Origin of the sequence: Cupriavidus sp. Met-2 (assembly GCF_049843575.1) — a bacterium.
Taxonomy (GTDB): Bacteria; Pseudomonadota; Gammaproteobacteria; order Burkholderiales; family Burkholderiaceae; genus Cupriavidus; species Cupriavidus metallidurans.
On record NZ_JBBHZL010000006.1, the window covers coordinates 82,711 to 101,850 of the forward strand.

Annotated in this window: 15 protein-coding genes; 9 read left to right on the forward strand and 6 right to left on the reverse strand. The window is 65.3% G+C overall.

Annotation, left to right across the window (positions count from 1 at the left end):
* Positions 1 to 7: 7 nt before the first annotated feature.
* Positions 8 to 1,984 carry a pseudouridine synthase gene (locus WD006_RS14960; RefSeq protein WP_060784628.1) on the forward strand — a complete coding sequence of 659 codons (1,977 nt, stop codon included), beginning with the start codon at positions 8 to 10 and terminating at the stop codon, positions 1,982 to 1,984.
* A gap of 63 nt (positions 1,985 to 2,047) precedes the next feature.
* Here WD006_RS14960 and WD006_RS14965 read toward each other — a convergent pair whose 3' ends face one another.
* Positions 2,048 to 2,959, reverse strand: a complete 912-nt coding sequence (locus WD006_RS14965) for a helix-turn-helix transcriptional regulator (protein ID WP_011516182.1) — start codon at positions 2,957 to 2,959, stop codon at positions 2,048 to 2,050.
* A gap of 119 nt (positions 2,960 to 3,078) precedes the next feature.
* On the opposite strand from WD006_RS14965, the gene WD006_RS14970 reads away from it, so the two are divergent.
* Complete coding sequence (locus WD006_RS14970; protein WP_029308061.1) at positions 3,079 to 4,521, forward strand: MFS transporter; 1,443 nt, start codon at positions 3,079 to 3,081, stop codon at positions 4,519 to 4,521.
* On the opposite strand, the gene def is transcribed toward WD006_RS14970, so the two are convergent.
* The 4 genes from def to smc are packed head-to-tail and all read right to left on the reverse strand — an operon-like array spanning position 4,509 to position 12,079.
* Positions 4,509 to 5,042 carry a peptide deformylase gene (gene def / locus WD006_RS14975; RefSeq protein ID WP_008648931.1) on the reverse strand — a complete coding sequence of 178 codons (534 nt, stop codon included), beginning with the start codon at positions 5,040 to 5,042 and terminating at the stop codon, positions 4,509 to 4,511. The genes WD006_RS14970 and def overlap by 13 nt on opposite strands.
* Before the next feature lie 23 nt (positions 5,043 to 5,065).
* Positions 5,066 to 7,231, reverse strand: a complete 2,166-nt coding sequence (ligA, locus tag WD006_RS14980; protein ID WP_029308062.1) for an NAD-dependent DNA ligase LigA — start codon at positions 7,229 to 7,231, stop codon at positions 5,066 to 5,068.
* Between the two features lie 11 nt (positions 7,232 to 7,242).
* Positions 7,243 to 8,562 carry a cell division protein ZipA C-terminal FtsZ-binding domain-containing protein gene (locus tag WD006_RS14985; RefSeq protein ID WP_011516178.1) on the reverse strand — a complete coding sequence of 440 codons (1,320 nt, stop codon included), beginning with the start codon at positions 8,560 to 8,562 and terminating at the stop codon, positions 7,243 to 7,245.
* A gap of 1 nt (position 8,563) precedes the next feature.
* On the reverse strand, positions 8,564 to 12,079 hold the full coding sequence (gene smc, locus WD006_RS14990; RefSeq protein WP_029308063.1) for a chromosome segregation protein SMC: 3,516 nt from the start codon (positions 12,077 to 12,079) through the stop codon (positions 8,564 to 8,566).
* Between the two features lie 454 nt (positions 12,080 to 12,533).
* Between smc and WD006_RS14995 the strand changes: the two genes are divergently transcribed.
* The 7 genes from WD006_RS14995 (at position 12,534) to prmB (ending at position 18,477) form a co-directional block, all read left to right on the forward strand.
* Complete coding sequence (locus tag WD006_RS14995) at positions 12,534 to 13,373, forward strand: ferritin-like domain-containing protein (RefSeq protein ID WP_029308064.1); 840 nt, start codon at positions 12,534 to 12,536, stop codon at positions 13,371 to 13,373.
* A gap of 100 nt (positions 13,374 to 13,473) precedes the next feature.
* Complete coding sequence (gene dapC, locus WD006_RS15000) at positions 13,474 to 14,673, forward strand: succinyldiaminopimelate transaminase (RefSeq protein ID WP_029308065.1); 1,200 nt, start codon at positions 13,474 to 13,476, stop codon at positions 14,671 to 14,673.
* Between the two features lie 100 nt (positions 14,674 to 14,773).
* A complete protein-coding gene (gene dapD / locus WD006_RS15005; RefSeq protein ID WP_008649080.1) occupies positions 14,774 to 15,598 on the forward strand; it encodes a 2,3,4,5-tetrahydropyridine-2,6-dicarboxylate N-succinyltransferase in 825 nt (274 codons plus the stop codon).
* A 59-nt stretch (positions 15,599 to 15,657) separates the two neighbouring features.
* A complete protein-coding gene (locus WD006_RS15010) occupies positions 15,658 to 16,044 on the forward strand; it encodes a hypothetical protein (protein WP_029308066.1) in 387 nt (128 codons plus the stop codon).
* Positions 16,045 to 16,060: 16 nt separating this feature from the next.
* Positions 16,061 to 16,408: an arsenate reductase gene (locus tag WD006_RS15015; protein ID WP_029308067.1), complete on the forward strand. Its 348-nt coding sequence runs from the start codon at positions 16,061 to 16,063 to the stop codon at positions 16,406 to 16,408.
* Between the two features lie 18 nt (positions 16,409 to 16,426).
* Positions 16,427 to 17,578: a succinyl-diaminopimelate desuccinylase gene (gene dapE / locus WD006_RS15020; protein ID WP_011516174.1), complete on the forward strand. Its 1,152-nt coding sequence runs from the start codon at positions 16,427 to 16,429 to the stop codon at positions 17,576 to 17,578.
* A 5-nt stretch (positions 17,579 to 17,583) separates the two neighbouring features.
* Positions 17,584 to 18,477 (forward strand): 50S ribosomal protein L3 N(5)-glutamine methyltransferase, encoded by an 894-nt coding sequence (prmB, locus tag WD006_RS15025; RefSeq protein WP_029308068.1) that lies wholly within the window; start codon positions 17,584 to 17,586, stop codon positions 18,475 to 18,477.
* Between the two features lie 167 nt (positions 18,478 to 18,644).
* Here the strand turns inward: prmB and WD006_RS15030 are convergent, their stop codons facing one another.
* A complete protein-coding gene (locus tag WD006_RS15030) occupies positions 18,645 to 18,995 on the reverse strand; it encodes an RcnB family protein (protein WP_011516172.1) in 351 nt (116 codons plus the stop codon).
* Positions 18,996 to 19,140: the final 145 nt, after the last annotated feature.

Here is a 19,140-nt window from a genome sequence, read left to right on the forward strand (position 1 = left end):
AAACGATATGACCGATAGCAATACGCCCGGCCGCAAGACGCTGGGCATCAAGACCACCTCCTCCGGCACAACGCGCAAGGCGAGCCGCCCGGTGCGCGTGTCTGACCTGAACCGCAAGCGTGTCCAGGAAGTGGTCACGGGGATCAAGCAGGCCAAGGACCGCGCCTCCGACAAGGACAAGCGCAAGGCTGGGCCGGCCGATGGCGCGCCGCGCAATGAGCGTCAGGACCGACCGGCGCGACCGGCACGTCCGCGCCCCGCCGAAGGCGAGCGGGCACCTCGCCGTTTTGCCGAAGGAGAGCGGGCACCACGCCGGTTCAGCGATGAGGAGCGCCCGCAGCGCGAGCGCCGGTACGGCGATGACAACCGCCCCGCGCAACCGCGCCGCTATGGCGATGACAATCGAGCCGAGCGTCCGCGTCGGTTCAGCGATGAGAATCGCGCCGCGCCGCCCCGTCGCTTTGGTGACGAGGAACGCCCCCAGCGTGAACGCCGCTATGGGGATGACAACCGCCCCGCGCAACCGCGTCGCTATGGCGATGACAATCGCGCCGAGCGTCCGCGTCGGTTCAGCGATGAGAATCGCGCCGCGCCCCCCCGTCGCTTTGGCGATGAGGAACGCCCCCAGCGTGAACGCCGCTATGGGGATGACAACCGCCCCGCGCAACCGCGTCGCTATGGCGATGACAATCGCGCCGAGCGTCCGCGTCGATTCAGCGACGAGAATCGCGCCGCTCCGCCCCGCCGCTTTGGCGACGAGGAACGTCCGCAACGCGAGCGGCGCTACGGAGATGACAACCGCCCCGCGCAACCGCGTCGCTATGGCGATGACAATCGCGCCGAGCGTCCGCGTCGATTCAGCGACGAGAATCGCGCCGCTCCGCCCCGCCGCTTTGGCGACGAGGAACGCCCGCAGCGTGAACGCCGCGCTGGAGACGACAACCGCTCCGCGCAACCGCGCCGCTATGGCGACGACAATCGCGCCGAACGTCCCCGCCGCTACGGCGATGACGAGCGCACGCAGCGTACCGAGCGGCCGCACCGCAGCGACGAAGCTCGCGCGCCGCGCCGGCAGCACCAGGACGACAACGCACCGCGTCGTGGTGACGCCCCGGCACGCCGCTTCAGCGATTCCGCCGACCGCGCCCGTGGTGAACGTACCGAACGCCCGGCACCGCGCGCCGAAGCGCGTCAGCCGGTCTCCGAGCATGAAGACGGCCTCGTCCGTCTCTCGAAGCGCATGTCCGAACTGGGCCTGTGCTCGCGCCGCGAGGCCGATGAATGGATTCCGCGCGGCTGGGTGCTCGTCGACGGTAAGCCGGTGACCGAACTCGGCACGCGCATTCGTCCCGAAGCGGAGATCGAAATCCTGCAGGCCGCGCGCTCGGAACAAGGCGAACGCGTGACGGTGCTGCTGAACAAGCCGGTCGGCTATGTCTCCGGCCAGGCCGAAGACGGCTATGAGCCGGCTGCTGTGCTGTTCGCGCCTGAAAACCAGTGGGAACTGGACCCCACCCGCAAGCGCTTCGCCCCGTGGCAACGCAAGAATCTCGCGCCGGCTGGCCGGCTCGACATCGACTCGACCGGGCTGCTCGTGCTGACCCAGGATGGCCGCGTTGCACGCGCACTGATCGGCGACGATTCGAATGTCGAGAAGGAATATCTGGTGCGTGTGGAGTGGGAATCGCCGCAGGGCCTGGTCGAGCGCAATATCAGTGCCGTGTTCCCCGATGACCTGCTGGAGCGTCTGCGCCACGGTCTGTCGCTGGACGGCGTGGCGCTCAAGCCGGCCAAGGTCAGCTGGCAGAACGAGGAGCAACTGCGCTTCGTGCTGCGTGAAGGCCGCAAGCGTCAGATTCGCCGGATGTGCGAGCAGGTTGGCCTGAAGGTGGTTGGCCTCAAGCGCGTGCGCATGGGCCGTGTGGTGCTCGGCGACCTGCCGCCGGGCCAGTGGCGCTTCCTGGGGGCCTTCGAGAAGTTCTGACAGGGGCGCCTGCCGGCTATTCCTCTCGTCCGTCAGCGGGAGGGAGGAATAGCCATCAATCACTCAAATGCCTGCGCTCTGCCCGGTCACCGGCCGCAGCTTGTGCAGCGCTTCCTCGGCCGACTCATCGGCCGGCACATAAACCAGAAGCCGCGCGCCGTTGCGCGGCGCGGTCCACCAGTTGGTCTGCGTCAGGTTGAAAGCCCCCGTTTCCGGATGGGTGAACTGCTTGACGTGGTTCTGGATACCGCGCACCTGATAGCGCTGCCAGAGATCCCGGAATAGCGCCGACACCGCCATATAGCGCTTGAGTTGCGCGTCCCAGACAGGATCGTGCACATGCTCGGCCATCGCGGCCCGGTAAAGCGCCACCATGTTCGCGACCATGCCGTGCCAGTCAACCACGATCGCGCGCCAGGCCGGATGTGTCAGCGCCAGATAGATGCAGTTGCGATCCTCGACCGGCAGGCCCGGCAGATCGACACCAAGCAGCCGGCAATAGGCTTCGTTATGCGCGACGATGTCGAATCTCGCGTTCTGCACCAGGGCGGGAATCGGATCGAGCTGATCGAGGACCCGTTGCGTCGTGGCGGACACCGTTTCACAGACCGACGTCCCCGCAAGTGGCGCCGGCCGTTGCATGCCGGCCAGTGTGAACAGGTGCTCGGTCTCCGAGGGCGAGCACTGCAGCGCTGCGGCAACCGCGTTGAGCACCTTCGGCGATACCCGGATCGGACGGCCCTGCTCCAGCTTCGTGTACCAGGTGATGCCGATGTCGGCCATCGCGGCCACTTCCTCGCGCCGCAGACCAGGCGTGCGCCGCCGGCCCATGCGCGACAGGCCCAGCCGCGCCGGATCCAGGCTTTCGCGCCGGGCGCGCAGGAATGCGCCCAGTTCCGGCTCCCTGCCGGTGCCCTCGATCTCCTCGTAGCCATCCACATCGAGCAGGACACCCGGTTCCTGGCGAGCATTCATGATGATTCACTCCGTTTGCCTAGGCTGACACAATTTATACCAGTCTAACTGGACTCTTGTACCAGTCTGATCGGGCCACCATACTCCGGTCCTCAAGCGTTGTCGAGGCCAGATCCGCCATGCAAACATCCCCCGCTCCCACCCTCGGCCGAGCCGGACTTTACGTCCTGCTGGCCGGCCAGCTACTGCCACAGATCGACTTTTCGATCGTCAATGTGGCGCTACACCCTATCGAGCACTCCCTGGGAGCGACGCCGTCCGAACTGGAACTGATGGTGGCCGTCTACGGCGTGGCATTCGCCGTCTTCCTGGCCATGGGCGGGCGGCTCGGCGACAACTACGGCCGCCGTCGCATCTTCAACATCGGCGTGCTGCTCTTCGGCGTCGCGTCGCTACTGTGCGGCGTGGCGGGTTCGATGCTGTCGCTGCTGATTGCGCGGACGCTGCAAGGCGCGGCGGCGGCGCTGCTCGTGCCGCAGATCCTGGCGACAATTCACGTCGGCCTGCGCGGACACGCTCACTCCCGTGCCCTGGCGTTGTTCGCGTCGATTGGCGGCATCGCGTTCATCATCGGGCAGGTTCTGGGCGGCTTGCTGGTCGATGCCGACATCGGCGGCCTGGGATGGCGCAACGCGTTCCTCATCAACCTGCCAATCTGCCTGGCCATCCTGGTTCTTTCGCCGCGCGTGATCCCCGAGACCCGGCGTGAGAACGCCACTGGCATCGATGCGCCAGGCACCGTGCTGCTGGCAGCCGTGATCCTGGCAATTCTGCTTCCGATCGCGTTGGGACCCATGTTTCGCTGGTCGTGGCCCGTGCTGGCCGTTCTGGCCGCCACGGCGCCGTTGATGCTGCTGCTCTGGTACATCGAACTGCGCCAGGAACGCCGCGGCGTGCATCCGCTGTTGCCGCCGTCGCTGCTGCGACTGCCAAGCGTGCGCTTCGGTTTTATCGTCGCCGTGCTGTTCTATGCGTGCTGGAGCGGCCTGATGTTCGTGCTGGCGCTAACGCTGCAGAGCGGCGCAGGTATGACGCCCACGATGGCGGGCAACGCATTCATTCCGCTTGGGCTGGCCTTTATTGCGGGATCGCTGACGAGCCCGCGCGTGGTGAACGGCTGGGGCCGCACGCGTGTGCTGATTGTCGGATGCGTGACACAGATGGCCGGCGTTGTGGTGCTGGCCTACGTGCTGCGGCAAGCCTGGCCCCACCCGGACATCCTGACGCTCGCCCCGCCAAGCTTGCTGATCGGCTTCGGCAATGCGCTGGTGGTCGGGTGCTTCTACCGGATTGGCCTGGCGGACATCCCCACCGACCAGGCCGGCGCGGGCAGCGCCGCGCTGGCCACGGTTCAGCAGGCCTCGCTCGGGCTCGGCTCGGCCCTGCTCGGCACGGTATTCGCGCAGCGACTGCATCACGCCGCGACTTATCTCGATGCGGCGCTGGCCAGCCTCGCCGCCGAGTTGTGCCTGATGACGATCCTGGTTGCCGCTGCGCTGGTCTATCACAACCGGCATGGGCAGCCGGCAATCACGGCGTGCGCCTCGCCTCAGTCGTCGTAATTGGGTGGTAGTTCGGGGAACAGGATCTCGGTAAAACCGAAGCGCGTGAAGTCCTTGATCCGCATTGGATACAGCACGCCGATCAGGTGATCGCACTCGTGCTGCACCACGCGCGCATGGAAGTCCTCGGCCACGCGCTCGATCCTGTTGCCCATCATGTCGAAGCCCGTGTATTTCAGCCGCGTGTAGCGCGGCACCACGCCGCGCAGGCCCGGCACCGAGAGGCACCCTTCCCATCCATCTTCCATCTCGTCGGACAGCGGCTCCAGGGACGGATTGATCAGCACGGTCTTCGGCACGGTGGGTGCGTCGGGATAACGCGGGTTGCGATCGAAACCGAAAATCACTACCTGCAGGTCCACGCCGATCTGCGGCGCGGCAAGGCCGGCGCCGTTGGCATGTTCCATCGTGTCGAACATGTCGTCGATCAGCAGGCGCAGCTCAGGCGTATTGAACTGCGTCACGGGGCGCGCCTGTTGCAGCAGGCGTGCGTCGCCCATCTTCAGAATGTCCCGAATCATTGCGCGTTCTCCCTCTCTCCGTATCAGGCTGCGCCAACCTCGGCCAGCAACTTCAACATCCCTTCCTCGTCCAGCACCGCCACGCCCAGTGTCTGCGCCTTCTCGAGCTTGCTGCCCGCCTCGGTCCCGGCCACTACGTAGTCGGTCTTCTTCGACACCGAACCCGCCACCTTGGCGCCAGCGGCTTCCAGCTTCTCCTTGGCGTCCTCGCGGGACATCGTCGGCAGCGTGCCGGTCAGCACGAACGTCTTGCCAGCCAGGGGCAGCGGCGCACGCGCGGTCGGCTCTGTCTCGGCCCAGTGCACACCCGCCGCCCGCAACTGTTCGATAACTTCGACATTGTGCGGTTCGGCAAGGAAGTTGGCGATCGACTGAGCCACCACGGGGCCCACGTCGTTGACTTCGAGCAAGGCGGCCTCGTCCGCGTCCAGCAGGTTGTCCAGCTTGCCGAAGTGCTTGGCCAAATCCTTGGCGGTGGCCTCTCCTACATGACGGATGCCGAGCGCGAAGATAAAGCGGTTCATCGTGGTCTCGCGAGACTGCTCGATCGCCGCCACCAGGTTCGATGCCGACTTGTCGGCCATCCGGTCCAGCGCCGCGAGCTTCGCCACGCCGAGCTTATAGAGATCGGCAGGCGTGCGCACGATGCCCAGGTCGACCAGTTGCTCCACCACCTTGTCGCCCAGCCCTTCGATATCCATTGCCCGACGCTGCGCGAAATGCAGCAGCGCCTGCTTGCGTTGCGCAGCGCAGATCAGCCCGCCCGTGCAGCGTGCAATCGCCTCGCCTTCGAGCCTTTCCACGTGCGATCCGCAGACCGGGCACTCAGTCGGCATCACGAACGCACGGGCGTCCGCCGGGCGGCGCTCCAGCACCACGGCAACCACCTCCGGAATCACGTCACCCGCGCGGCGCACGATCACCGTGTCGCCGATATGCACGTCCTTGCGCCGGATCTCGTCCTCGTTGTGGAGCGTGGCATTGGTCACGGTGACCCCGCCGACGAACACTGGCGCCAATCGCGCCACCGGCGTGATCGCACCGGTGCGCCCGACCTGGACCTCGATGTCCTCGACCGTAGTGGTCATCTCCTGTGCAGGAAACTTGTGCGCCAGCGCGAAACGCGGCGCGCGCGAGACAAAGCCGAGCTGTTCCTGTTCGGCAATCGCATTGACTTTGTAGACCACGCCGTCGATGTCGTACGGCAACTGGTCACGACGCTCGCCAACCTGGCGATGGAATGACAGCAGGCCCTGGGCGCCCCGGACCACACGTCGCTCGTCGCAAACAGGCAAACCGAGCTTTGCAAAGCCGTCAAGCATTGCGCTGTGCGTGCCCGGACGGTCGACGCCTTCCATCTCGCCCACGCCATAGGCAAAGAACGAAAGCGGGCGCTTGGCCGTGATACGCGGATCAAGCTGGCGAAGGCTGCCCGCCGCCGCGTTGCGCGGATTGACGAATGTCTTCTCGCCCGATTCGGCCTGGCGCGCGTTGAGCTTGTCGAAATCGGCGCGATACATAAACACCTCACCGCGCACCTCCAGCACGGACGGGGCCGTGCCGCGCAGCTTGAGCGGAATCGCCTTGATCGTGCGCACGTTCGCGGTCACGTCTTCGCCCGTCTCGCCGTCGCCGCGCGTGGCGGCCTGCACGAGCGTTCCGTTCTCGTATCGCAGCGACATCGCGAGCCCGTCGAACTTCAGCTCGCAGGCGTACTCGACGGCATTCCCGGCGGTGTTTGCGGCTGCCTCGGCGGCATCGGCCGCGCTGAACAGATCGTCAGCCGGCGCGGCGGGTGTCGCGGATGCTGCGGGTGCTGCGGCCGTGGCACGGCCGAGGCCCTGCGCGCAGCGCCGGTCGAAGTTGATGACGTCCTCGTCCTCGAAGCCATTGTTGAGCGACAGCATCGGCACGCGGTGGCGCACCGAGTCGAACGCCGACAATGGCGCGCCACCCACGCGCTGCGTGGGGGAATCGGGTGTCAGCAGCTCGGGATGTTCGGCTTCCAGCGCCTGCAACTCGATGAACAGCGCATCGTAGTCGGCGTCGGGAATCGTCGGCGCATCGAGCACGTAATACTGGTAGCTGTAGCGCTCCAGTTCTTCGCGCAACCATTGCGCGCGCTCGGCGGGGGAAGCGCCGGACGGCGCGGAGGCCGAAGCCTGCGCGCCTTGTTTCTTGGCGGTCATGACTGGCTCCGTTACTGGCTGAACAAGCGCACGGCAACAGGCGATCCGGCGGGCATTCCGCGCGATTCCAGCTTCTCGTATAACTTCTCGAGTTGGCCGAAGATCGCCACGAACGACGCCTCGGTCAGCGGCCGCATATTGTCGTCGACCAGTTGCGCGCCCATGCGCTGGGCCAGGCTGTACCCGTACTCGCACACGGTCTTGAACGGCTTGGCCGCCTGCGATGCCTGCGGCACGTCGAGCAGCAGCGTGATCTGTCGGCCGGCGCTCAACGTCAGGTCGTCGCGCAGGAAGTTGGTATCGCCGAATTGCAGCGTGAACAGCGGTCGCTGCACGCCGTCGGCGCCCGGTTCATAGCGGATGAAGCGTGTGCCGTCGCGCGACAGCACCAGCCCGTCCTGCGTCGCCACCGTCTGGACATAGGCGGCCGACCACGGCGCGCCATCAGAGATCACGTTCACACCGAGCTGCACGTCCGCGCCCGCCGCAAACGCGTCGAGTTCGCGCGCATTCCCGACGGTCTCGGTCATGTCCGGCAGGTCCGCCGATGCATCGAGCGATTCGGACAGGGCTTCCACTGCGTTGACGAACTCGGAGAATTCGAGCGCGTTGAGCGGACCACTGCGATTCGCCAGTTGCACGGCCACCTGGATGTCTTCGTACTGGTGACCTGCGGTCACGGCTTCCCACGCGTTGGATTCGACGCGCAGGCCCTCGATATGCACCTGCTTGGTACCGGCGCGACGCAGACGGCCCGTCAGCGGCAAAATGCGATCGCCCGACGCTTTGCGCTCCAGATGCATCGGCACGATGCAGTCGATCAACGGATCAATCACCGCGGGCGTGGGCTGGCCATTGAGGGACTCGGCTTCGGCAGGCTGCGCGCTGGCAGGCACCTCGGGGGCTTTCGCCTGTTCATCGGCCTCGGCCGACGTCACGTCATCCGCGGCATGCGCCGCCGCTGGCGAGGCGGCTACAGCAACCTCGTCGGCCACCGCCTCGTCGGCATCCGCGGTGCTGGCTGCCGCGCGGGCTGCCGCCGCCACCGTGGCCACGTCCTTGTCCTCGTCGTGTTCGGCGGGACGCTGTCCGCTCCCACCAAGCGTCGGCTCGCGGCGCGAGACTTGTTCCGGCGGCGTGGCCTCCTTGAGCTTGGCCGCCGTCTCGGGATGGGTGGTCTTGCCCACTACCGGCTCCCGCATCGGCTGAACGTCGTCCTCGGGCATTAGCGGCCGTACGCGGCGCGCCTTGTAAATCTGCCAGCGGTTATAGGCCACCAGCAGCAGGAGCAATACGACACCAGCGATGATCAATGCGTTCTGCAGTTCCATCTTAAGCGACCTCCGCCATCGATACGGCTGCATCCATGTCCACCGCCACGATCCGCGATACACCCTGCTCCTGCATTGTCACGCCGATCAACTGGTGGGCCATCTCCATCGCAATCTTGTTGTGGGAAATAAATACGAACTGGGTCTTGTCGGACATACGCGCAACCATGTTGGCATAGCGCTCCGTGTTGGCATCGTCCAGCGGCGCATCCACCTCATCGAGCAAGCAGAACGGCGCGGGGTTGAGCTGGAACATCGCGAATACCAGCGCGATCGCGGTCAGCGCCTTCTCGCCGCCCGACAGCAGGTGAATCGTCGAGTTCTTCTTGCCCGGCGGTTGGGCCATCACCTGCACGCCGGCGTCGAGGATTTCCTCTCCGGTCATGATCAGGCGTGCCTGGCCGCCACCGAACAGCGACGGGAACAGTTCGCCGAAGTGGTGATTGACCTGGTCGAAAGTGCCTTGCAGCAGTGCCCGCGTTTCCTGGTCGATCTTGGCGATCGCGTCCTCCAGGGTGTTGATGGCGTCGGTCAGGTCGGCGGTCTGCGCATCGAGGAAGGTCTTTCGCTCACGCGCCGCCGTCAGTTCATCGAGCGCGGCCATGTTGACCGGGCCCAGCGCGTTGATGGCGTTGTTCAGGCGCGTGACCTCGCCCTGCAGGTAGGACGGCTTCAGGTCGCCGGTCAGCTTCTCGGCCAGCGAGGCTTCATCGACTTCCGCCGTGGCCAGTTGCTCCGTGAACTGATCCTGGTTCAGGCGCGCGGCCTGCTCCTTGAGCTGGCATTCGGTGATGCGGTCGCGCAGCGGCTGCAGGCTGCGTTCGGCGGCCAGGCGCTGTTCATCGAACTGGCGAAGCTGGGCCGAGAGCGCGTCGAGTTCAATACGCGCGGCAGACAGCTTCTGTTCCTTCTCGGCGCGCACTTCCAGCGCTTCCTGCAGGCCGGTGTTGGCGGTCTGCTCGTTGATCGTTTCGAGTTCGGTGCGCGCGTTTTCAAGCGACTCGGCGATGCGCTCGCTCTGATCGCCCGCCATCTGGATATTGCGGCGCAGTTCGTCGATGCGGCCGGCGAGATTGCGTTCGGCGAACAGCGCTTCCTGCGCGGCGCGTTCCAGGTCGCGCAACTGCTGGCGTGCCCCGCTCAGCTTCGCATCCATGCCCTCGAAGGCCATCTGCTGGTCTTCATGCGAGGCCTGCATATCGGCCAGTTGGGCGTCGTGCTGCTCGAAGCTGGCTTCCGATTCGGCGCGGATCGCGCGTTGCTCGTCGATCTGCGCATCGATCTCGGCCAGTTCCTCGCGAATCTGGTTGCTACGCGCCGAGAACCGCTCCATCGCCTGCGAGAGCTTGAGCACGTCCATCTGCAGCGTGTGCACCCGGCGCGTGGCCTGTTCGGCACGCGACCGCGTGTCAATCAGCACCGCGCTGGCGTGCGTGTACGCCGACTCGGCACGCACCGACTGCGTCCTGGCTTCGTCCGACAACAGCATCTGGGCACGGGCCTGCTTCTGCAGATTCTCGATCTCCTGCTCGCGGGCCAGCATCCCAGCCTGTTCGGAGTCGGCGGCATAGATCTGAATCGCATTGCGGCCGACCAGATGGCCTTCGGCCACCACGAACTGCGCGCCCTCGGGCAGGGTGCCGCGCGCGGCCAGCGCCTGCGTCATGTCCGTGGCGGTATAGATATCGGCCAGCCAGTCCTGCATCACGGCACGAATGCCGGGCTCGGTGATCTGCAGCAGCGACATCAGCGGACGCAGCCCGGCCGGGGCCTCTACGGGACGCGCGGCAGGCGGCGGCGAGTAGAACGCCAGCTTGGCGGGCGGCGCGTCCGAAAGGAATGCCTTGACCCAATCGAGGTTCGACACTTCCAGCGCGGCCAGCTTCTCACGCAACACCGATTCGAGCGCGTTTTCCCAACCCGGCTCGATATGTACCTTCTTCCAGAGACGCGGAAGCTCGGCTAGCCCATGGCGCTCCAGCCACGGCTGCACCTTGCCGTCGGTCTGCACGTTCTCCTGCAACTGTCGCAGCGCGGACAGACGGGCTTCCAGCGAAGCGATCGCCGCGGCCTCGCTCTGCACGCGCTCCTGCGCGGCACGGCGTTCGCCGTCCAGGCGGGGAACCGCCTCCTCGCTGTCCATCAGCACGGCCTGCGCTTCCTCGAGCAGCGCTTCCTGCTCGGTCAGATCCATGCGCAGTTCTTCCAGACGGACTTCGTCCGGACGATCCAGGCCCTTTTCCTCGCCCTGCAGTCGCTCCTTGCGCTGCTCGAGTTGCTGGAGCATCTGGTTGGCGTTGCGCTGATGCGCGGCTTCGAGCTTCAGTGCCTGCTCGGCCTGCATGATGCCGGCGCGCTGCTCGTTGAGCATCTGCTGGGCATCGCGCCATTGGGCCTCCAGCGTCGGCAGTTCGTCGCTCTTCTGGGCGACGGTTTCCTGCGATTCGATCGTGCGTGCCTCGGCCAGCGCCAGGTTTTCCTCGGCCTGCGCCAGTTCGTCATTCGCCTGATCGGATTTGCCCTGCCATTGCTCGCGTTGAGTGGTCAGCGCGGCGATCTGGGCCTGCAGACGGTTGCGCGATTCAACGACGTAGCGGATCTCGGCCTCGAGCTTGCTGACCTCGGTGTTGGCTTCATACAGCGAGCCCTGTGCCGCATGCATGCCGTCCGAGGCCGCATAGTGCGCCGCGCGCATCGTTTCCAGTTCGGCCTCGACATGGCGCAATTGCGCGGTCTGGGCTTCCAGGTCAATCTGCGCCTGGTCGATCGCGCGTGCGTGACGCTCCTGTTCTGCCTGGGCCTCGCGCTTGCGCAAGAGCCACAACAGATGCTGCTTCTCTTCGCCTTCCGCCTGCAGTTGGCGGAAACGCTGCGCCACTTCGGCCTGGCCCTCGAGCTTATCGAGGTTATTGCCGAGTTCGCGCAGGATGTCTTCCACGCGGGTCAGGTTTTCGCGCGTGTCGCCCAGCCGGTTCTCGGTCTCGCGGCGGCGTTCCTTGTACTTGGAAACACCGGCGGCTTCTTCGAGGAAGATCCGCATGTCATCGGGCTTCGCCTCGATGATCCGCGAGATCATGCCCTGCCCGATGATGGCGTAGGCGCGCGGACCCAAGCCGGTACCCAGGAAGATGTCCTGGATGTCCTTGCGGCGCACCGGCTGGTTGTTGATGTAATAGGAGGACGTGCCGTCACGCGTCAGCACGCGCTTGACCGCGACTTCGGCGTACTGGCTCCACTGTCCGGCCGCGCGGCCTTCGGCGTTGTCGAACACCAGCTCGACGCTGGCGCGACCGGCCGGCTTGCGCGCCGTGGAACCGTTGAAAATCACGTCCTGCATCGACTCGCCACGCAGCTCCGAGGCGCGTGATTCGCCGAGCACCCAGCGTACCGCGTCGATGATGTTGGATTTGCCGCAGCCGTTGGGACCTACGATGCCGACCAGTTGGCCGGGCACTTGAAAATTGGTGGGATCGACGAAGGACTTGAAGCCCGCCAGCTTGATCGAGGACAGTCGCACGGTTGTCGTGTGGTTTGGGCGATACGCAATTGGATAAGCCGGGCCATACGGAGCCCGCCGCCCAGACGTGACGCCTGCGCCGCATCCTGCCCCCGGTGCCCGATAGATTGGCGCTAATCATACCATCGCCATTCTCTCGGCCGGCCGCTTTATCTACCGTTGCGCGGGTCGTAACACCACTATCGCCCGGTGCCGAAAACCTATAGATATCCGTCAGTTGCCGGCGTTGCTGCAAGGATTTTCTAGGCACACGCCGTTGTTTGGCAAATACGCGCCGCAGTCAAAGTCTGGCCGCTCCGCCAGGAAACTTCTTAGGGTTAGTGCTAGTCTCTCACTATGCCGGCGTGATCCCGGAGTCCCCTCCGGCCTCATCGCCCTCCGGGCCGTTCTCCGCACTCGACGTGACAGCGGCCAGCCTGAAGCGCCAAGCAGCAGTCTGGATGGAGGATTGAGCATGACCGCAACGCACCCGGCCAAGGCGCCGGGGGACCTGCCCTGGTCCATATCGGAGATCGACTATTCGTCGATCGATGTCGTCAAGGTACGCAACAACCGCACACTGTTCTATCTGCTCGCCGCCGCCTCGTTCATCGAAAGCGGATCCGACACCTACGCGGGCAACCTCGCCAAGTACTACGCCGACGTACCCGAAGCCGCCCGGTGGCTCGCCGAACACTGGGAGTGCGAGGAACTCCAGCACGGGCAGGCGCTACGCCGCTACGTGGAGCATGTCTGGCCCGAATTCAACTGGGAACGTGGATACCGGCGCTTCTTCGACGAATACAGCGTGACCTGCTCGATCGACAATTTCGAGCCTTCGCTGGCCCTGGAAATGGCCGCCCGCTGCGTGGTGGAAACCGGCACCGCCACCTACTACCGCGCGCTGGAACAGGCCAGCGACGAACCGGTGCTGCGCGATCTGACCCGCCGCATCGCCAACGACGAAGTCCGCCACTACAAGCACTTCTATCGCTACTTCAACGCGCTGCACGAGCACGAGCGACTCGGCCGCGGCAAGGTACTTGGCGCGCTGGCCCGGCGGCTGCTGGAAATCAAGAACGAGGACGCCGAGATCGCGCTGCGCAACGTCCTGCGGATCGAACATGAACGCGAAGACGTGCCCGAGGGCGATGTCAGGGCGCTGAATTCCCGCTGCAGCGCCGTTATCCGGCATCATCTGCCGCTGGAGATGACGGTCAGGATGCTGTTGCGCCCACTGCACCTCAATCCCCGCGTGGAGCGGTTTCTGCGCCGGCCGATCGTGGCTGTGGTGTCGCGGGTGATGCTGTACTGATCCCCGGCGCCCGCCGGGGCGGATTTGCCGGATTCACACGCGCGGCGATGGGCGGCATTCCTTTATAATGCTGGGTTTCAACCGCCCCGCCGCTGCCACCGTGAATCCGCGCCTCGACCTGCTCCAAACCTATCCTTTCGAGAAACTGCGCGCGCTGGTGGCCGATGTGAAACCGGCCGCCGTCCCGGCAATCAGTTTCGGCATCGGCGAACCCAAGCACCCCACTCCGGCCTTCATCAAGGAAGCGATGACCGCGTCGCTCGGCGGCCTGGCCAACTACCCGAGCACCGCCGGCAGCGACGCGCTGCGCGCGTGCATCGCGGGCTGGCTCGAACGCCGCTACAACCTGCCGAAGGTCGACGCCGCCACCGAGGTGCTGCCCGTCACCGGTTCGCGCGAGGCACTGTTCGCGTTCGCGCAGACCGTGATCGACAGCAGCAAGCCCAACCCGCTGGTGCTCTGCCCGAACCCGTTCTACCAGATCTATGAAGGCGCAGCCCTTCTGGCCGGCGCCCGTCCGGTGTTCGCCAACAGCGATCCGGCGCGCAACTTCGCGCCGGCGTTCGACCAGATCGGCGCCGATGTGTGGCCGCACGTGCAACTGCTGTACGTCTGCTCGCCGGGTAACCCGACCGGCGCGGTGCTGTCGCTCGAAGACTGGAAGCAGCTTTTCGAATTGTCCGACCGCTATGGCTTCGTGATTGCCTCCGACGAGTGCTACTCGGAGATCTACTTCGACGAAGCAAAGCCGCCGCTCGGCGCGCTCGAAGCGGCCCACAAGCTTGGCCGGGGCCTGGAACGGCTGGTGATGTTCTCAAGCCTGTCGAAGCGCTCGAACGTGCCGGGCCTGCGCTCGGGCTTCGTCGCCGGCGACCCCGAGATCCTGAAGAAATTCCTGCTCTACCGCACCTACCACGGCGCCGCGATGAACCCGGCCGTGCAGGCCGCCAGCGCCGCGGCGTGGGGCGACGAGGCGCACGTGCGCGAGAACCGCGCGGCCTATGTGCGCAAATTCGCCGAGGTCACGCCGATGCTGGCAGGGGTGCTCGACGTGGCCCTGCCCGATGCGGCGTTCTACCTGTGGGCCGATGTCTCGCGCACTGGTCTGTCGGACACCGAGTTCGCCGTGCGGCTGCTGGCCGAACAGAACCTGACGGTGCTGCCCGGCAGCTACCTGGCCCGCGACGCCCACGGCGTGAATCCCGGCGCGAACCGGGTCCGCATGGCGCTGGTGGCCACCCCGGACGAATGCCTCGAAGGCGCACGCCGGATTGTCGAATTCTGCAAGTCGCTGGGCTGACCGGCGCGAACGCTTCACCCTGAATCACCGAATGTCCTGATGCCGGAACGAGGATTTCCGGCATCGCTCCCGATACATATTCACCACTGAGAACACAACCATGACGCAAGCACTGCAAGCCCTGATCGACCAGGCCTGGGAAGACCGCACCAGCCTGTCGCCGAAGTCCGCGCCGAACGACATCCGCGAAGCGGTGGCCAACGTGATCTCGCAACTTGATTCGGGCGCACTGCGCGTGGCCGAGAAGCAAGGCAAGGACTGGGTCGTCAACCAGTGGATCAAGAAGGCTGTGCTGCTGTCGTTCCGTCTGGAAGACAACGCGCCGATGAGCGCTGGCGGCTTTGCCCAGTTCTACGACAAGGTGCCGACCAAGTTCGCCAACTGGACTGGCGACGACTTCGCGAAGGCCGGCTTCCGCGTGGTGCCGCCCGCCGTGGCCCGCCGTGGTTCGTACATCGCCAGGAACGCCGTGCTGATGCCGTCGTACGTCAACATTGGCGCCTACGTGGATGAAGGCACGATGGTCGACACGTGGGCTACCGTCGGCTCGTGCGCGCAGATCGGCAAGAACGTGCACCTGTCGGGCGGCGTCGGCATTGGCGGCGTGCTTGAGCCGCTGCAGGCCAACCCGGTCATCATCGAGGACAACTGCTTCATCGGCGCCCGTTCGGAAGTCGTGGAAGGCGTGATCATCGAGGAAAACTCGGTGATCTCGATGGGCGTGTACCTGGGCCAGTCGACCAAGATCTACGACCGTGAAACGGGCGAAATCCACTACGGCCGCGTGCCTGCCGGTTCGGTCGTCGTGGCCGGCAACCTGCCGTCGAAGGATGGCAAGTACAGCCTGTACTGCGCCGTGATCGTCAAGAAGGTGGACGCGCAAACCCGCGCCAAGACCAGCCTGAACGACCTGCTGCGCGACTGAATCGCGCCTTGACAGCAATGCCGCCGCCGGGCACGCCCCGGCGGCGCGAAGCCCAGCCGATGCCATCCCTCCGCAAGCGACTCATGGCCCTCGACCCCGCCACCGTCAGTACCGTTCTCTCCCTCCTGCCGACCATCCTCGAACAGGCCAACAAGACCATCGAGAAGCTCAAGAAAGGCAAGAAGAAGGACGAGGAAGGCGCGCAACCCGGCGCGGCCGACACACGCGACCCGGCCGCTCGCATCGCGGAGCTGGAAACCACCGCCATGCAGCAGGCCGAGGCCGTCAAGCTGCTGGCCGAGCAGCACGCCATCACGATCGAGGCATTGCGCCGCGAAGCCGCGCGCCTTGACCGGCGCCTGCGCCTGATGACGGCCGTGGCCATGGCCGGCGTGGCGCTTGGCCTGGGCGGACTGGTCATCGCGCTCAACCTGCTGTTCCGCTGAACCCGAACCTGACACCATGACTACCCTGCTCTACGGCATTCCCAACTGCGACACCGTCAAGCGTGCCCGTACCTGGCTGGAGTCGAACGGCGTCGACTACACGTTCCACGATTTCAAGAAGCAAGGCGTCGACGAGGAGATGTTGCGCGCCTGGCTCAAGCACGTGCCCCTGACCACGTTGCTGAACAAGAAGGGCACCACGTACCGCGCGCTGTCCGATGCGGACAAGACGCGCGCGGAGTCCGAAGCCGGCGCCATCGCGCTGATGCAGACCAGCCCGTCGCTGATCAAGCGTCCCGTGCTGGACCGCGACGGCAAGGTCAGCGTCGGTTTTTCCGCTGACGGCTACGCCGCCCTGTTCTAACGATTCATCCCCCGCCCCATGAACCCGACCCTTGCCCTGACCGAAGACCTGATCCGCCGCCGCTCGGTCACCCCCGCCGACGAAGGTTGCCAGGCCGTGCTCGAGACCCGACTCAAGGCCCTTGGCTTTACCTGCGAGAACATCGTCAGCGGCCCTGACGATTTCCGCGTCACCAACCTGTGGGCGGTCAAGCGCGGCACCCAGGGCACGGCAGGCAAGCTGCTGGCCTTTGCCGGCCATACCGACGTAGTGCCGACCGGCCCGCTCGACCAATGGTCATCGGACCCGTTCGAGCCCTCCCATCGCGATGGCAAGCTCTACGGTCGGGGCGCGGCCGACATGAAGACGTCGATTGCCGGCTTCGTGGTGGCGGTCGAGGAGTTCGTGGCGAAACACCCCGAGCACAAGGGATCGATCGCCTTCCTGATCACGAGCGACGAGGAAGGCCCGGCGCATGACGGCACCGTGAAGGTGGTGGAAGCGCTGAAGGCACGCGGCGAACGTCTCGACTATTGCGTGGTGGGCGAGCCGACCTCGGTCGACACGCTCGGCGACATGGTCAAGAACGGCCGCCGTGGCTCGCTGTCCGGAAAGCTCACGGTCAAAGGTGTGCAAGGCCACATCGCCTACCCGCACCTGGCGCGCAACCCGATCCACCTTGCCGCGCCGGCACTGACCACGCTGGTGAACGAGGTATGGGACGCGGGCAACGAGTATTTCCCGCCCACCACGTGGCAGATGTCGAATATCCATGGCGGCACCGGCGCGACCAACGTGATCCCGGGCCACGTGACGATCGATTTCAACTTCCGCTTCTCGACGGCCAGCACGCCTGACGGCCTGAAGTCGCGCGTGCACGCAATCCTCGACCAGCACGGGCTCGACTACACGCTCGACTGGACGCTGGGCGGCGAGCCGTTCCTGACGCCGCGCGGCGACCTGTCCGAAGCACTGGGCGCGGCCATCGCGGCCGAGACCGGCGTGAAGACGGAACTCTCGACCACCGGCGGCACCTCCGACGGCCGTTTCATCGCGAAGATCTGCCCGCAGGTCATCGAATTCGGCCCGCCGAACGCCAGCATCCACAAGATCGACGAACACGTGGAAGTCCGCTTCGTCGAACCGCTCAAGAACGTTTACCGTGGCGTGCTGGAACGCCTGATTGCCTGATCCCCATGGCCACCACCTCTTCCCTGAAAACCGTCCGCGACATGCTGCGCCTGGCGGTTTCGCGCTTTACCGCCGCGAAGCTCTCTTTCGGTCACGGCAGCGCCAACGCCTATGACGAAGCCGCCTACCTGGTGCTGCATACGCTGAACCTGCCGCTGGACACCCTCGACCCATTCCTCGACGCCCGTCTGCTGCCAGAGGAGATCGACGCTGTGCACAAGGTGATCGATCGTCGCGTAAACGAACGTGTGCCGGCCGCCTACATCACGCACGAAGCGTTCATGCACGGGCTGCGTTTCTACGTGGATTCCCGCGTGATCGTGCCGCGCAGCTTCATCGGCGAATTGCTGCAGGAAGGACTGGAACCGTGGATCGGTGATACCGGGCAAATCGGCCCGGTACTGGAACTGTGCACCGGTTCCGGCTGCCTGCCGATCATCGCCGCACACGTCTGGCCGCACGCACGAATCGACGCGGTGGACATCTCGTCCGACGCCCTGGCCGTGGCCCGCCGCAATGTGGCGGACTACAAGATGGAAGACCGCATCACGCTCTACGAAGGCGACCTCTACGCGCCGCTGCCGTCGACCGCCACCTACGACGTGATCCTGACCAACCCGCCGTACGTCAACGAGCAGTCGATGCGCGACCTGCCGCCCGAATACATGGCGGAGCCGCGCATTGCGCTGGCCGGCGGCGACGACGGCATGGACGTAGTGCGCCGGATCATCGCCGGCGCGAAGAAGCGCCTGAACCCGGGCGGCGCGCTGGTGGTGGAAATCGGCAACGAGCGCGAGAACGTCGAAGCAGCCTTCCCCGATCTCGACATCGTCTGGCTTTCGGTCAGCGCCGGCGACGACCAGGTGTTCCTTGTCACTTACGAGGCACTGCCGGGTTAAGTAGAAAGGGGATATTTCGGCACACACCGGACCGAGCAGAACTGGCTGCGACTGGGCGGCCCCGGTAGTCATCCCCAAACGCAAGATTCCAGGCAAAAAAAGCGCCGTGATCACTCACGGCGCTTTTCACATCTCAAGCTCGGAAAAGCAACGGCCGCAACGGCCAATCAGCCTCCGGGCCCAACCGAGTACACCGTCCCATTGGACGACACCTGGTAATAGTCAGCACCGATACCCACCCAGTGGTAGCCCTTCTTTGGCGCCGGAAGGTTGTATTCCTTGTACTTGTCGATGACGTACTGCCGGTCACGGAACTCGGCTGGCAACTTGTCACCCTTGTTCCACTTCTGAGGCGTATACGGCGATGCCGCACCCATCGGCGCCGTGCCCGATGACGATGGCGATGACGACATCGAGCCAGAAGACTTCATGGAACCAGAGTGCTGAGCAAGGGCAAAAGGCGCCGCCAGCATACCGGCGGCTGCCACGGCGATGGGTATTAACATCCTCGTTTTCATCGTGATCTCCACAGATGGAACACAAGAACTGCTCCAGAGTCGGGCAATCCTCTTGAAGCTTAGTAACAACTGTGGGGAAAACGGTAGTTCTGCCGCACTCTGGGTGCCGCAAATACCACTTTACGGTCATGAAACACGCGAATTC